Consider the following 14,947-nt stretch of genomic DNA (forward strand, 5'->3'; position numbering starts at 1 on the left):
TTTTTATTGTCTGAAGTTTGAGTATGGAAGAGAAAAGAGTCGATGTGTTCAAAATGTGGAAAGCGTCTGAAACCTGTCGAAGGAATCTGGATATGTTTCTTTGAAGAGGAACACATCACAAGCAATGATTGACGAAAAAGCGAAATTGGTGTTTACTTACAGATGACCATTTAAGCAAGTACATAGATCAATACCATTAAAGGGGGTGATGATGAGATGCACACTAACGTATCTTATTTAAAAGAGTTGGGTTTGAACAAGTAACGACATGCTTTGTTGAAACAACTTTTTTCTTCAAAGTATGACTTTTGAAAGAAGAAAGGACTCTTAAAATGAAACAAACAATCCAACCATATCAATATTATTTTATTCAACGTGAAGTAGAACAATTACTTAATGCTTATTCTTCTGTGAACGATCCGAAAACGGTTCAAACAGTTCAAGCATTAGCAACTGAAAAAATTCATTCTGTCATTCAGGAAGAATTACCTGAGATCACCGATTTTTTAGCAATCGTAATGAATGTCACGCTAACACGAGCAAAAGCGGAGCGTGCGTTGGAAGAACTGAAATCCTATGTCATACCTTTTGAGCAACCTTCGAAGCAACAAGTTGACAAAATTTTTCGGAAAGTGAAAAAGCTGAAACAACCAACCTGGTCAGCATATGATCTTAGAGAACACACTTATGTAGGGTTCAACGATCCGGGAAGTCAAAGAAAGTATTTGCTTTACTATGAAGAAGGAAAACTCCAAGGAGATTACGGCAGTCTATCACCAACCATTACAAAAGGAATTTGTGCTATTTGCCAGAAAACATCGAATGTTTCACTCTTTCTTTCAACGACAAAGTCTGGTTCAGACGGTACCTATACAAAAAAAGGCAATTATATTTGTCACGATAGCGATATGTGTAATCATCAATTGGTACAACTTGAGCCATTTTATGAATTTGTTCACCGCGTGAAAAAAGAACGATAGTTGATTGTCATTTTCAGAAAATCATGCTATATTTTTAAATGAAGTGAATAGGTGATGGTGTTCGCCTTTAAACGTTTATCAATAAACTAATGACGCCTACTAAAAAACGGGATAAGTGTCCTCTTTTTTAGTAGGTGTCTTTTTTTTAGGAGGAGTTTTAATGGAAAAACAAACAACAAATGTGTTAAGAATAGGAGGCTATATGCTGAAGTGGCTACTGATTACGGCCATTTTAGGAGTGGTAATGGGAAGCCTTTCAGCATTTTTCTTAAACAGTTTAACGTTTGTAACTAATTTGCGCTTGACCCATACGTGGCTATTATTTCTTTTACCCGTAAGTGGTGCTATTTTTGCTTATTTATATACAAATTATGGTGGGAATTCAAGTCGTGGAAATAATTTAGTTATCGATCAAGGTAATGGTGGGGAAGAAAGAGTTCCGCTACGATTGATTCCATTGACTTTATTTGGAACAATCACGACTCACTTATTTGGTGGATCAGTTGGTCGTGAAGGAACGGCTGTTCAAATGGGGGGCGCATTAGCAGATAACTTATCACGTGTATTTAAACTGAATCAGTTAGAGCGAGAAATCTTGATTATCAGTGGAATCAGTGCAGGATTTAGTTCTGTTTTTGGCACACCTTTGGCAGGAACCTTGTTTGGCTTAGAGGTTTTAGCAATTGGGAAAGTTCGGACAGAGGCTTTATTTCCAAGCTTTTTTGCAGCTATTTTTGCAAATCTCATGGCAGAAAGTTTTGGAATTGTTCACGTCCATTATCCAATGGGAGAAATTCCTGCGTGGAGTGGTAGTTTATTTGGTAAATTGATGTTGGCAGGAATTGTCTTTGGTCTTTGTGGCTGGGTATTTAGTCGTTCAATCGTCTTTTTGAAAAAAGTCTATGCTAATTGGTTTACGAATCCTGTTTTACGAAACTTTATGGGTGGAGCAATTGTTGTTTTGGTAGCTGTTGTCTTGCAAACACAACGTTATCTTGGCTTAAGCTTACCTTTACTGCAAGATGCTTTTAATGGTAATGCGCACCCCTTTGATTTTTTAGGAAAACTGGGTTTTACTATTTTATCTTTGGGCGCTGGATTCCAAGGTGGGGAAGTAACACCCCTGTTTGAAATTGGTGCAACATTAGGTGCAAGTTTGGCACCAATCTTACATGTCTCTGTTCCATTTTTAGCTGGACTTGGTTTCATTGGTGTGTTTTCTGGTGCGACGAATACACCAATAGCTTGCTTTATTATGGGAGTTGAATTGTTTGGTAGTGAAGCAGCCGTGTATTTCTTTTTGATTTGTCTAGTTAGCTTTATGTGTTCTGGCAACAATGGTATTTATTCTGCACAACAGGTTAGTATAAAAAAGGGAATCTTTTTTACACCTGTTCTTGAATCATTCCGCAATAAAAGGAAATAAAAAAGCAAGTCGAGGTCAGTTCGGACTTCGACTTGCTTTTTGTTTTGTGGATATTTTTTGTTGAGTAATTAAGGTTTGGAGCTACAACCCTTTATTCACGGTGTTCCCAAAACAACTCCTCAAGATAGCTTGCAACCACTTCGAAATATGAAAAGCTATTTTGAGTGTCTGCTCACTATCTAGTCGGAGCTAACCGTTTTGCGCCACAACCTAATACACGGTGTTCCCAAAACAACTCCTCAAGATAGCTTGCAACCACTTCAAAATATGAAAAGCTATTTTGAGTGTCTGCTCACTATCTAGTCGGAGCTAATCGTTTTGCGCCACAACCTAATTAAACAGTGTTACCAACACCAGCAACAAATCAAAAGCGAAAATCAACGAACACATAATGAGATGGCGCTTTTTATTCAGCATCAAGATTGCAATGTATTCTCTTAGAAAAGCATTTGGCAGATAATATAAAGCTGTCTTTGAACCAATTCCGTTTGCTTTGAGTTGTGCTTGTCGCGCATAAAGTCCTGCACGAAAAATATGATAGTTATTTGAACTGAAGATTGCTTGGTAAGGGCCTTTCATTAAACGATCCATGATTTCCTTAGAAAAACGCATATTTTCTAAAGTAGTCGTTGAATTTGTTTCAACAATAATCTGTTCTTCCGGAATGCCTTTTTTCAACGCGTAATTCTTCATTGCAACAGCTTCAGGCAACTTCTCGTCAGCTCCTTGTCCGCCAGACATCAATAATTTTGGTGGATTAAGTGTTGCTCGCTCTTGCGCTCGATAAAAGGCAATTGCTTTATCAATTCGTTGACCAAGTAAAGGTGATACTTTTTCACCACCCAAAAGTCCAGCACCTAAAACGATGATGAAATCTTGGTTGAACCGTGGACGATTGAATTGATATAGAACAGAAATCGTCAAGAAATTATAAAATACGACAAACAAGTAGAATAAAATCATGGGTACAACACTGAACAAAACGTTTGCCCACTGTGGCAGATATTGAAGTAAGAAAAGTTCAGTTAACAAAAAGATGGTTAAGAAAACACCAAGCAATAATGTCAACAAATTCGCTAGTGAATGTGATTCTTTTTTTAATACCACGATGCCATTCCAAAATAAAACGACAATCAATATATATAATCCAAACAACAGGATTAAAAGAAGGGGAATAGCAATCAGTGCAAGCAATCCACCAATGAAAACATTCTCTGTTTCAAACAAAAGCATGACTAAGTAAATACCGAAGCTGATCAGAAATAAATTAAACAACCACCCATTCAGTAGTCGCCTTTTCTCCGTAAAATAAAAAAAGGCAAAGACACTAAAAAAGAATAAGGGAATCATAAAAAAGAGTGAGTGATAGGAAATTTCTAATACAATCAAGTAAGTCAGTAATACACCAAAGGACCATGTACTACCATAGAAAAAAAGTGCAGGATCTTTTTGTTTTTTCCGCCAATAATAAATACCAACAATGCCTAAAAAATAGAGAGCCATAAAAGCTAGATCTCTGGTTAAATTCATAAGTTCAACTCCTTTTTCATTCATTAAGTATAACGAAATTTCTCTAAAAAAGCTTTTAATAAAACTAAAAAATTGAAAGAAAATGAGCGAAATAAAAAAGCGTGAGAGCCGTTGTCGTGTGACAAACGTTTCTCACGCTTAATGAATTGTAGATTACTTTACTTAGGATTAAAAAAGATTTGTAAAGAATTCAGCGACATGTCGCCAACCAAGAACGAAAATATTCGCTTTTTCAACTTTAGCAGTTGTGATGATATCAGTTGCAGGTGCATCTTTTTCATCTAAATAGCCAAGTTTGTCATCTGCTAAAGTGATTGTAGCAGTACCGACTTTTGTTCCTTTGTCTGCAGGTGCTTGAATTTTTTGATCGGTTAATGAATCTTTTGCAAGTGTAGGTGTAATGGTTAACTTTCCTGTATCCATGTCATTACGAACCCAAACTTTAACTGGTGACTTAAGTGCGACTGGAACAGTTTGTTCTTTACCATCAAGAACATCGATTGTTTTCATGTCTGGAATACTTGCGCCAGCTTTACCTAATTCTTTTTCTGACCAGTTGTCATAGCAGTAGTCCATTAAGTTTGCAGTAGCAGTAAAGCGAGCACTTGGATTTTCTTCATGGCCATCAGCATTTAATACAACGGTGATTACACGACGATCATCTTTTTTGATCGTACCAACAAAACAGGCACCGGCCAAATCAGTTGTTCCAGTTTTTAATCCATCAACGCCTTCTTTGTGGTTGATAAATCCCGGAAGCATCCAGTTCCAGTTAACCATCTCAACTGGGGAAACCGTATCTTCACCAAACATTTGAGTCGCAGTACTAGTGACTTCTAAAATCTCTGGATAATCTAGAATCAGGTGACGAGCAACAATAGCGACATCACGTGCAGAAAGCTGATTTTCGTCTGTTTCAGAGCTTCCTGGGTAGCGATTATCCCCCAAATAGCTATTATTTAGTCCAGAAGCATTGACTAAAGTAGCATCTGTGATACCCCATTTTTTTAATTGTGTTTGCATCAACTCAACGAATTTAGGTTCACTACCAGCAATTTTTTCAGCAAGTGCAACAATTGATGCGTTAGCAGATTGGATTGCAGCAGAATCAAAAAGTTCTTTGACAGTATACGTGTTTTCCTTGTGCAATGGCACATTTGATAGATCTGGTGTAACACTTAATTCTTCCGCATAATCTGAAATGGATACTTCATCATCCCAAGCAAGCTTTCCCTGTTTAACTTGGTCAAGGATAATGTAAAGACCAATGATTTTTGTGACTGAGGCAATTCCCATCGGTGTATCACCATCTTGGTTATACAAAATCTTGCCGGTTTCGGCATCAATTGCAAAGGCCGCTTTGGCGCCAACAGAAAACGTGTCGTCAGCCCTAACAGTTAATGTGGGGAAAAGGGAGGCAACACATAAGATGAGGCTAGCAAGCAGAACAACTAACCGTGTTTTTTTTATGGACATATTCAGTCTCCTTATCGATTTCTTTTCGTACAAATTAAAATTTTATCAGAGAGTGTGGGGACTTTCAATGTTTCTGAAAAAAACTTTAGATGTTAGTAAATCAGGAGACGTAGAGTCAAAATTATAGTAGAAATCAATCGTTTTTTACACGTATTTTAACTGGTTGTGGGTCAAGTTCAACGACACGACTAGCGACAAATGCGAATAAGCTCATCATACTCAATAAACTAAAAATAATTAGTAATTGCATCTTTTTCACCTCATTTAAGTTAGTGATCAATCCATTTTTTGAAGTTTTTCTATTTGATAACTTAATCATAATAGTAAATTTTGAATCATTTGCTGAGAAGTTTAGAGGAAAGAATGGTTTAAATGTGAACAAAACATGAATTATTGAGAAATGAGAAAACGCTTGCGGGTTGCAATTCGTTTTATTGGGTTGAAAAAAATTGTTGTGGTAGACTTTAAATGTAGGAATGATTTTTTTAGGAGGGATGCGTTTATGACAAAAATCGATAAAGAATTGTTGTCTCAATTAGCTTCAGAAGGTGCAAAAGGTCCGTTTGTAACAATTATGTTGAATACACACGTTTCACATCAAGATGTTGAAAAAGATCAAATCAAATTTAAAAATTTTGCGAAAGAAGCCAAAAAACGTTTTGAAAAAAAATACTCAAAACATGAGTGGACTCCATTTAAAGAAAAGATTGAGGAAATCCTAAATGATGCTTCATTTTGGCGTAGTGGCACAAAAAGTGTGGCAGTTGTCTTAAATGAAGAGCAATCGTATATTTACCGTTTAAGTATTCCAGTTGATGATCAATATTATGTTAGTGATTTACCTTATTTATTGGCAATCATTAAAAATGCGCAATTCAACTATTCTTATTATTTATTAGGGTTGAATCGCGATTCCATGAAGTTGTATGAAGTAAGCAACAAGTTGGTCAAAGAAATCGAATTACCAGAAGATGCACCAGTAGATATCGTAACAGCTTTGGGCGACGAGTTAACAGGTGGAAATCTAAACTTTATTACGAGTGGTAAAGCAGGGAATTCAAAAGAAGGTGTGACGTTCCATGGAGTCAGCACGAAAGATGAAGAAGTCAAAATCGATTGGATTAACTATTATCAAGCGGTAGATAATTATTTACGTGATACATTTGAAAATCCAGAAAAATGGCCAATTTATTTATTTGCCTTACCTGAAAATCAAGCTGTTTTCAAAAAAGTAGCAAAAAATCCAGACTATCGTTCAGATGTTGCTGTCTCAGCTTCACCAGCGCAATTGTCATTAAAAGATATTGAGGTTGGCGCGCAACGTTTGTCAAAAGAATTGGCAGATAAAGAAGCTGAAAGTTATAACAAATTGTTGGATAAAAAATTCATTGATCAATTAGTGGATATTGTTCCAGCGGCGAAAGAAGGTAAAATTTCGCATTTGTTTATTGCAACTTCTAATTTAGTCGATGGCTTTGGTGAAGATCCGGAAACGGAATATGATCGCCGTCAAGTTTTAAATCAATTGGCGGATGATGTCATTGAAACTGGTGGACAAGTCTTTATCTTAGATCAAAAAGAATCGCCAGATGAAAAGAGTTTGGTGGCAATTTTGCGCTATTAAGGAAGGTTGTAGCACAAAACGTTTAGCTTCGACAAGATAGTGAGCAGCCATTCAAAACAGCATCTCATGTTTTGAAGTGGATGAAAGCTATGTGGAGGAGTTGTTTTGGGAACACCGAGAGAAAGGTTGTGGCTCCAAGCGTTCAGCTTCAAGCAATAAGGAATTTTTTCTAAAAATAGCTACTCATGTTTTTATGAAAAAAAGACTTATTGTCGAAGAAGCTGCTTGGGGAACACCGAGAAAAAGGGCGCGAATGAAGCCCATCCACTTTAATAGATAACAAAAAGGATTTTTGATTTGACCACGAAAATAAGGCTGAAAATAGTGCACAAAGAACAGTTAAGAATGACCTGCTTTTAAGTATTAGAAAAGGCTTGCTGTGTTATTTCTCTTATTTTTACTATGGACAAGAAGTCAGACGTTACGCTGGCTTCTTGTTCTTTTTTTTTGCGTATCCGTTTCCTTTCTTAATAATCAAAAAACTTCAAAGAAAATTGTTCGAGTTCTACTTAAGGTGGGAATTGTGAAAAAAATGGAGTTTTTTTAAATAAATGTTCTAAAATTCTAGCTATTCCAATAGATGTATGGTATATTAATAGTCGTAGTTTCTGTTCGGTAATTATGGTAGCTTGTTTCAAATAAACATCTTCCAGATATTCACCATACAAGTAATTGCAAAATATGTGTTTGAAACACAAGGAGGATTTTTATTATGGAAACAGGTACAGTTAAATGGTTTAACTCAGAAAAAGGATTTGGATTTATCACTGCAGAAAACGGAAACGACGTATTCGTTCATTTCTCAGCTATCCAAGGCGACGGATTCAAAACTTTAGAAGAAGGCCAAGCAGTAACTTTTGATGTTGAAGAAGGTCAACGTGGACCTCAAGCAACTAACGTTACTAAAGCTTAATTAACCTATAAATTAAACAAAAGCTTGGAGTAGTTATCTTTTGATAATTATTCCAAGCTTTTTTATTGTGTCAGAGTTGATTCTTTTTTTTGATCCAATCAGTAACGATTCAATTTTTTACAGAAAAAATAAAAGGGAGAGGCTAGGATAAAAATTCTCAGCCTTTTTTTGTTACGAAAGTTAGCCAGCAAGGAAAAAAATCTTTGAGAAGGGAAGAAAAGGTGGATAAAAAAAGTGTGAATCATTTTTGAACGTTCGTTCTTTCTTTTTAAGGTGAAACACTTTTGTCGCAGCCTCTTCTTTGTAGTATAATTTCAAAAGAAACACCCGTACTAAAAAAGTAAATGAAGCGGCAAGAGAAGAGGAAATTATTTTGAAACCAACAACTTATGCAGTCGTCGATATTGAAACGACTGGGACGAACCCAAAAGAAGATCGTATTATTCAATTTGGCTGCGTCATGATTGAAGCTGGTCGAATTACTTCCCGCTTTTCGATCGACATTAATCCGGGGCGAAAGATTTCAAAACAAATCCAACATTTAACAGGAATTTCGAACCAACGCGTCCAGCGTGCGCCTTATTTTGAAGATGTCGCACCGACGATTTACAATCTCTTAGCAGAAACAGTATTTGTCGCACATAATATTTACTTTGATTATAAATTTTTGAATCAAGAATTGATGCGGTGTGGTCTTCCAGAATTAAAGATTCCGGGGATTGATACGGTTGAATTAGCGCAGATTTTTTTACCAACAGAACCAAGTTTTCGCTTGAGCGATTTATCTGAAAGTTTAGGATTTATTCATGAAAATCCACATCAGGCAGACAGCGATGCGGAAGTGACTGGTCAGCTCCTTTTACTGATTGAAGAACGCATGCGTCAGTTGCCATTAGTTACGTTGGAAGAAATCGTTCGGCTAAGTAAATACACTGGGATGGATACGAGCCGATTCATCGCACGTGTTGTTGAAGAGATGAAACAGCAAGTCCAGCCATTAGATGATTCGATTGAGATTATTGATGGGATTGCACTACAGAAGAAACAAGTGGAGCTGTTTTCCCAGGTTCACTACGGTAAACAAACTTATCCAAGAAAAAAACAGGCAAAAGAGCGAATGTTTGGCGAAACATTGATGTATCGTAAAGAACAAAATCGTTTGATGAATGCAGTATATGATCACTTCACTAAAAAAGAGGAACAAAAAAACTTGATGATCGAAGCTGCGACTGGAATGGGGAAAACGATTGGCTACTTGTTACCACTAAGCTATTTGGCAACACCTGAGAAACCAGCTATTATTAGTACTGTTTCACTAGTCCTTCAGCAACAAATCGTCGAGAAAGACATTCCTTTGCTAAACCAATTACTGGATCAACCGATTCAAGCAACAATCATCAAAAGTTTTCGTCATTATATTGATCTTCAACGGTTGAAAGCGACACTGAACGAAGCACCAAGTCAAAAACAATATGCATTGTATCAAATGTCGGTTTTAGTTTGGCTGACACAAACACAAACCGGTGATTTAGATGAATTACATTTGACGAATTTGAACCATGTCTTTTTCCACGATATTGCTCATCGTGGCGTTCATTTTTTAGCACCAAATCAGCCATTTTACGAACAAGATTTTGTTCGCTTTTTATTGAAAAAAGCAAAACAAAGTAATTTTTTGATTGTTAATCATGCATTTTTAGTCCAAGAAACGTTGCGTAAAGAGCCATTACTACCTGAGAGCCCCTATTTGTTGATTGATGAGGCGCATCATTTGCCTGAAATTGCTGAGAAAATCAATGATCGAAGATTGAGTGTGGCACATTTTTATAAACAAGTACAGCAGTTGAATGATGAAGGGCAATTGTTTGATCGCATGAGCAGTTATTTGCCAGATAATCATGAAGTGACTCGTTGGTTACAGATTTACCGGCAGGAATTAGTTTCTTTATGTGAGGCACAGTTCACGATTGCAGAAGGTCTGACGGAGTTGTTGAACCAAAACGGAAACAGTCATCAAGAAGAGGTCATGGTAACGAAAGAATTATTAGATGAATTACCATTTGAGGCAGGGATTGCGATTGATCATCTGCAATTATTCTATCGGGAAATTTATCAGCTTCATGAACAATTGAAATTAAGTTTGGAAATCATTCAAGAAAGCTGGTCAAATCAAATGCGCTTGGATCTAGCCAATTTGTATGCTTTATTTGACCAATTAGATACGCAACAACAATTTATGGAGCAATGGTTGGAAGATTGGCGTGAACAGTTGATTCACTGGGTCGTGCTTGGAACTGGTCCACAGCAATTGATGTTTCATCTACATGATTTTCAAGCAGCGTTATTACCTACAACAGTTTGGTATCCAAGATATCAACACATTCTTTACATTGGTGGTACTTTGAAAATTGGACCGGATCGGAATTATCTTTCAAAACGACTGGGTATTGAAGGCACACCATTGAAAGTAATTGCCTCACCATATGATTATGAAAGCCAAGCCAGAATTTATTTGCCAACAGAAGCACCCGCAGTGAATCAGGTAACAAGTCAGGAATATATCGAATACTTGACCAAAACACTAACGGGATTGATTAAACGAGAACAGCGACCTATTTTAGTCTTGTTCACCTCGCATGATATTTTGCAACAAGTCTATCAAAAAATGCATATGAGAATGCTGGAACAAGGCAGAGAAATATTAGCACAAGGATTTGGTGGAAGTCGCGAAAAATTATTGAAGCGATTCATGTTGTCAGAAATGAGTGTCCTTTTTGGTGCTGATAGCTTTTGGGAAGGTGTCGACTTGCCCGGAGATGCGCTCCAAATTGTTGTTGTCACACGACTACCTTTTGATAATCCAAAACGACCAATGGTAAAAGCTAGAAATGCCTATCTTGAATCAGAAGGAATCAATCCTTTTTATCAGGAATCAGTGCCTAAAGCAGCTTTGAAATTACGCCAAGCGTTGGGACGACTGATTCGGACTGAAACTGATCGTGGTGTGTTATTGATTTTAGATCGTCGGTTGTTAACGGCAAGATATGGTGGAAGAATTTTACGTTCTCTACCGAAAAAAGTAAAAGTCCAAGAAGAACCAATTGATGTAATCTACCAAGAAATCAGTGAATTCTTAACAAAAAACGAAGAATAAAGTCAAAGTAATCTTCCTATTTTGAGAGAAAAATCTGGTATAATGAAATGCAATGAAGATAAAGGAGCGACGATCCTTGAAGAAAGAATCAAAAAGAGAAAGAACCATTAATCGCGTGTTGCTTAGTTTGATCGTATTTTTACTAGCAGTAATCGTCTTTAGTTCGATTTTTTATTTGCGATCAAATCGCCCTTATGCACAGGCGGAAAAAGAAGCAACAGCTCTTGCAAAAAAATATGCGAATTTGGAAAATGTCGATCAGTTTTACTGGTATACGCGTGAAAAAACTTATTTTTCACTAATGGGGACGAATGACAAAAATCAAAAAATTGTAGTCGTCATTCCAAAATCTGGTGATAAGGTGAAAATCTTGGATCAAAATAAAGGTTTAACAGAAGAAGAAGCCAAACAAAAAATCCAAGAAGCACATCCAGAAGCCGTAATTGAAAAAGCAACACTAGGGATTTTTGAAGATCAGCCTGTTTGGGAAGTTGTCGCTAAAGGTACGGACAATTCATTAAGTTATTACCTTATTACATTTGAATCAGGCGATGAAGTGAAAACCATTCAAAATATTTAACTGTGAAGGGATGAAAAGGATGGAACTATCTAAGAGAGCACAACGTTTAGAGCCTTCTGTAACACTTGCAGCGGCAGCCAAAGCAAAAGCACTGAAAGCCCAAGGTAGAGATATCTTAAGCTTAACAGTAGGTGAACCAGACTTTGCAACACCTGAGAATATTCAGGAAGCTGCAATCCAAGCAATCAAAAATGGGAAAGCAAGCTATTATACACCAACTGCTGGAATTCCAGAGTTGCGCCAAGCAATTGTTGATTATTTAAAACAGCATTACCAACTTGATTATCAATCTTCACAGACCATTGTTACTGACGGAGCAAAGTTTGCCTTATACACGCTCTTTCAAACAATTCTTGATCCCTCAGATGAAGTAATTATCCCTGTTCCTTACTGGGTAAGTTATGGGGAGCAGGTCAAATTAGCCGAAGGTGTCCCAGTCTTTGTTCGTGGAGAAGAAGCAAATGAGTTCAAAGTGACAGTGGAGCAGTTAGAGGCTGCTCGTTCTGAGAAAACGAAAGCGGTGATTATTAATTCACCGTCTAATCCGACAGGGATGATTTACACCAAAGAAGAACTGTTGGCGATTGGAAAATGGGCCGTTGCAAATAATATTTTGATTGTTGCAGATGATATTTATGGTCGTTTAGTTTATAATGGCAATGAATTTACTCCAATTGCCACATTAGGTGAAGCAATTCGTGAACAAACAATTATCATCAATGGTGTTTCAAAAACATATGCCATGACTGGTTGGCGGATTGGGTATGCAGTTGGTAATCAAGCAATCATTGACGGAATGATCACGATTGCATCACAATCGACTAGCAATCCAACAGCAGTCAGTCAGTATGCTGCAGTTGAGGCATTAAGAGGAGAACAGGATACGGTAGAAGAAATGCGTCAGGCGTTTGAAGAACGTCTCAACCGTTTGTATCCATTAGTGGCAGCATTGCCAGGAGTCAAACTTGCGAAACCGCAAGGCGCTTTCTATCTGTTCCCTAATGTGAAAGAAACGTTAACTATTTGTGGGTATAGCAATGTGACAGAATGGGTCGAAGATCTGTTAGAAGAAACAGGCGTTGCTTTAGTTACGGGTGAAGGATTTGGTGCAAGTGAAAATGTTCGTTTGAGCTATGCGACAAATCTTGGAACGCTTGAAGAAGCTGTGTTAAGGATTGCTCAATTTATTGAGAGTAAAAGTCAAAATGAATCCTGAAAGTAAAACAGGAAGAAAAAAGGAGAGTCATTCGTGGAACAAATTCAAATTATTGATTCGAAAAACCATGTAGGAGAAACTGTGACAATTGGTGCATGGGTTGCTAACAAGCGCTCAAGCGGAAAAATTGCCTTTCTTCAATTAAGAGATGGAACAGCCTTTTTCCAAGGCGTAGTTGTCAAAAGTGAGGTACCAGAAGAAGTTTTCCAAACAGCTAAGAACTTACATCAAGAAACAGCAATCACTGTTACTGGTGAAATTCGTGAAGATAGCCGTTCAAAATTTGGATATGAAATTGGCATTACTAACATCGAAGTTGTTGGTGAAAGTCATGATTATCCAATCACACCGAAAGAACACGGTACAGACTTTTTGATGGATCACCGTCATTTATGGTTGCGCTCATCACGTCAACATGCAATTATGCAAATTAGAAATGAAATCATTCGTGCAACGTACGAATTTTTCAATGCGAATCAATTTGTTAAAATTGATCCACCAATTTTGACTGGTTCAGCACCAGAAGGCACAACCGACTTATTTGAAACAAACTATTTTGATCAAAAAGCGTATCTTTCTCAAAGTGGTCAATTATACATGGAAGCTGCTGCAATGGCATTTGGAAAAGTCTTTTCATTTGGACCAACATTCCGTGCAGAAAAATCAAAAACACGTCGTCACTTAATTGAGTTTTGGATGATTGAACCAGAAATGGCCTTTACTCATCAAGAAGAAAGCTTGGAAGTCCAAGAAAAATATGTGGCTTTCTTAGTACAAAGTGTCTTAGATAATTGTGATTATGCTTTAGATGTACTGGAACGTGATAAAGAAGTCTTGAAGTCTTATACTAAATTACCTTTCCCACGTATCACGTATGATGATGCGATTGAACTATTGAAGAAAAATGGATTTGATGATATTGAGTGGGGCGAGGACTTCGGTTCACCACACGAAACGTTTATTGCAAATTCATTTGAACAACCTGTTTTCATTTTGAACTATCCAAAAGCAATCAAACCTTTCTACATGAAACCACATCCTACACGTGAAGATGTTGTGATTTGTGCAGATATGATTGCGCCAGAAGGTTACGGCGAAATCATTGGAGGCAGTGAACGTGCAACTGATTACGAATTTTTACTAGAACAAATTCGTGAACATGGCTTAGATGAAAATGAATATTCTTGGTACCTTGACCTACGTAAATATGGCTCTGTACCTCATTCAGGTTTTGGTTTGGGTCTAGAACGTACGGTTACTTGGATTTCAGGAATTGATCACGTGCGTGAGGCAATCCCATTCCCTCGTTTGTTGAACCGTATTTATCCATAAAGGTTGTGGTTCCAAGCGATTAGCTTCAAGCAATAAGGATGCTTTTCTAAAAATAGTTTTCCATATTTTTGTGAAATTTAGACTTACTGGGAGGAAGTTGCTTTAGGAACACTTTAAATAAGAACGCAACTTAATAAAAAGAGTTTAAAAAGGAAGCATGACGAAACTTTCATGCTTCCTTTTTGGCATTTTATGCGATAATAGATTCAAGTAACTTTGGCAAAGGAGAATAGTATGAGCTGTTTAGGAAATATTTTATGGTTTATTTTTGGTGGATTAGTTGGTGGACTTGGCTGGCTGATTGCCGGTGTATTATGGTGTATAACAATTGTTGGAATCCCAATTGGGTTACAATGTTTTAAACTTGCTTCTCTATCTTTTGCTCCATTTGGAAAAGAAGTCGTTTATCATCAAAGTGGTTTTTCATTGATTGTCAATTTGATTTGGTTGATTGTATCAGGTCTCCCTTTGGCGCTAACACACGTTGTAAGTGGCTTGATTTTGTGCATTACGATTGTGGGAATCCCATTTGGTAAGCAATCATTCAAATTAGCTCGTTTGGCATTGATGCCATTTGGAGCAGAAATTGTTCCAAGTAATCACTATTATTTTGAGTAACGATCAAATAGCGGACAAAACGGAAATCGTTTTGTCCGCTATTTTTGACAAGAAAAGAAAAATGTCAAATAAAAGAAAAAAAGAGAAGGCTTCCAGTT

Annotated in this window: 11 protein-coding genes and 1 riboswitch; of the genes, 9 read left to right on the forward strand and 2 right to left on the reverse strand. The window is 37.0% G+C overall.

Annotated features, from left to right (window positions below):
* Positions 1 to 332: 332 nt before the first annotated feature.
* Both IGJ93_RS03740 and IGJ93_RS03745 read left to right on the forward strand, forming a co-directional pair.
* Positions 333 to 980, forward strand: coding sequence for a FusB/FusC family EF-G-binding protein (locus tag IGJ93_RS03740; RefSeq protein ID WP_067483924.1), 648 nt, complete (start codon positions 333 to 335; stop codon positions 978 to 980).
* Positions 981 to 1,021: 41 nt separating this feature from the next.
* A riboswitch (Fluoride riboswitch) is annotated at positions 1,022 to 1,086 on the forward strand.
* Positions 1,087 to 1,140: 54 nt separating this feature from the next.
* The gene (locus IGJ93_RS03745) at positions 1,141 to 2,406 is read left to right on the forward strand and encodes a voltage-gated chloride channel family protein (RefSeq protein WP_270345137.1); all 1,266 of its coding nucleotides are present in this window, start codon (positions 1,141 to 1,143) and stop codon (positions 2,404 to 2,406) included.
* A gap of 330 nt (positions 2,407 to 2,736) precedes the next feature.
* On the opposite strand, the gene IGJ93_RS03750 is transcribed toward IGJ93_RS03745, so the two are convergent.
* Together IGJ93_RS03750 and IGJ93_RS03755 are read right to left on the reverse strand one after the other, a co-directional pair.
* On the reverse strand, positions 2,737 to 3,936 hold the full coding sequence (locus tag IGJ93_RS03750; RefSeq protein WP_095803471.1) for a YdcF family protein: 1,200 nt from the start codon (positions 3,934 to 3,936) through the stop codon (positions 2,737 to 2,739).
* Between the two features lie 168 nt (positions 3,937 to 4,104).
* Positions 4,105 to 5,412 carry a serine hydrolase gene (locus tag IGJ93_RS03755; protein WP_067483930.1) on the reverse strand — a complete coding sequence of 436 codons (1,308 nt, stop codon included), beginning with the start codon at positions 5,410 to 5,412 and terminating at the stop codon, positions 4,105 to 4,107.
* Between the two features lie 502 nt (positions 5,413 to 5,914).
* Between IGJ93_RS03755 and IGJ93_RS03760 the strand changes: the two genes are divergently transcribed.
* The 7 genes from IGJ93_RS03760 (at position 5,915) to IGJ93_RS03790 (ending at position 14,849) form a co-directional block, all read left to right on the forward strand.
* Positions 5,915 to 7,036, forward strand: coding sequence for a hypothetical protein (locus tag IGJ93_RS03760; protein WP_067483932.1), 1,122 nt, complete (start codon positions 5,915 to 5,917; stop codon positions 7,034 to 7,036).
* Positions 7,037 to 7,748: 712 nt separating this feature from the next.
* The gene (locus tag IGJ93_RS03765; protein ID WP_002288762.1) at positions 7,749 to 7,949 is read left to right on the forward strand and encodes a cold-shock protein; all 201 of its coding nucleotides are present in this window, start codon (positions 7,749 to 7,751) and stop codon (positions 7,947 to 7,949) included.
* A 373-nt stretch (positions 7,950 to 8,322) separates the two neighbouring features.
* The gene (locus IGJ93_RS03770; RefSeq protein WP_071869147.1) at positions 8,323 to 11,103 is read left to right on the forward strand and encodes a helicase C-terminal domain-containing protein; all 2,781 of its coding nucleotides are present in this window, start codon (positions 8,323 to 8,325) and stop codon (positions 11,101 to 11,103) included.
* 52 nt (positions 11,104 to 11,155) lie between these two features.
* Positions 11,156 to 11,683, forward strand: coding sequence for a DUF5590 domain-containing protein (locus tag IGJ93_RS03775; RefSeq protein ID WP_071869146.1), 528 nt, complete (start codon positions 11,156 to 11,158; stop codon positions 11,681 to 11,683).
* Positions 11,684 to 11,702: 19 nt separating this feature from the next.
* A complete protein-coding gene (locus IGJ93_RS03780; RefSeq protein ID WP_270492731.1) occupies positions 11,703 to 12,899 on the forward strand; it encodes a pyridoxal phosphate-dependent aminotransferase in 1,197 nt (398 codons plus the stop codon).
* 33 nt (positions 12,900 to 12,932) lie between these two features.
* The gene (gene asnS, locus IGJ93_RS03785; RefSeq protein WP_067483937.1) at positions 12,933 to 14,231 is read left to right on the forward strand and encodes an asparagine--tRNA ligase; all 1,299 of its coding nucleotides are present in this window, start codon (positions 12,933 to 12,935) and stop codon (positions 14,229 to 14,231) included.
* A 234-nt stretch (positions 14,232 to 14,465) separates the two neighbouring features.
* The gene (locus IGJ93_RS03790; protein ID WP_067483938.1) at positions 14,466 to 14,849 is read left to right on the forward strand and encodes a YccF domain-containing protein; all 384 of its coding nucleotides are present in this window, start codon (positions 14,466 to 14,468) and stop codon (positions 14,847 to 14,849) included.
* Positions 14,850 to 14,947 lie beyond the last annotated feature (98 nt).

Origin of the sequence: Enterococcus sp. DIV0174, from assembly GCF_050529065.1 — a bacterium.
Classification (GTDB): domain Bacteria; phylum Bacillota; class Bacilli; order Lactobacillales; family Enterococcaceae; genus Enterococcus_B; species Enterococcus_B thailandicus.

Excerpts from the sequence above, each read along its gene's own strand:
- IGJ93_RS03755 (WP_067483930.1), bottom strand. The coding sequence starts at position 5,412 with ATGTCCATAAAAAAAACACGGTTAGTTGTTCTGCTTGCTAGCCTCATC.
- IGJ93_RS03740 (WP_067483924.1), top strand. The coding sequence starts at position 333 with ATGAAACAAACAATCCAACCATATCAATATTATTTTATTCAACGTGAA.
- IGJ93_RS03790 (WP_067483938.1), top strand. The coding sequence starts at position 14,466 with ATGAGCTGTTTAGGAAATATTTTATGGTTTATTTTTGGTGGATTAGTT.
- IGJ93_RS03750 (WP_095803471.1), bottom strand. The coding sequence starts at position 3,936 with ATGAATTTAACCAGAGATCTAGCTTTTATGGCTCTCTATTTTTTAGGC.
- IGJ93_RS03760 (WP_067483932.1), top strand. The coding sequence starts at position 5,915 with ATGACAAAAATCGATAAAGAATTGTTGTCTCAATTAGCTTCAGAAGGT.
- IGJ93_RS03775 (WP_071869146.1), top strand. The coding sequence starts at position 11,156 with ATGAAGATAAAGGAGCGACGATCCTTGAAGAAAGAATCAAAAAGAGAA.
- IGJ93_RS03745 (WP_270345137.1), top strand. The coding sequence starts at position 1,141 with ATGGAAAAACAAACAACAAATGTGTTAAGAATAGGAGGCTATATGCTG.
- IGJ93_RS03765 (WP_002288762.1), top strand. The coding sequence starts at position 7,749 with ATGGAAACAGGTACAGTTAAATGGTTTAACTCAGAAAAAGGATTTGGA.
- IGJ93_RS03780 (WP_270492731.1), top strand. The coding sequence starts at position 11,703 with ATGGAACTATCTAAGAGAGCACAACGTTTAGAGCCTTCTGTAACACTT.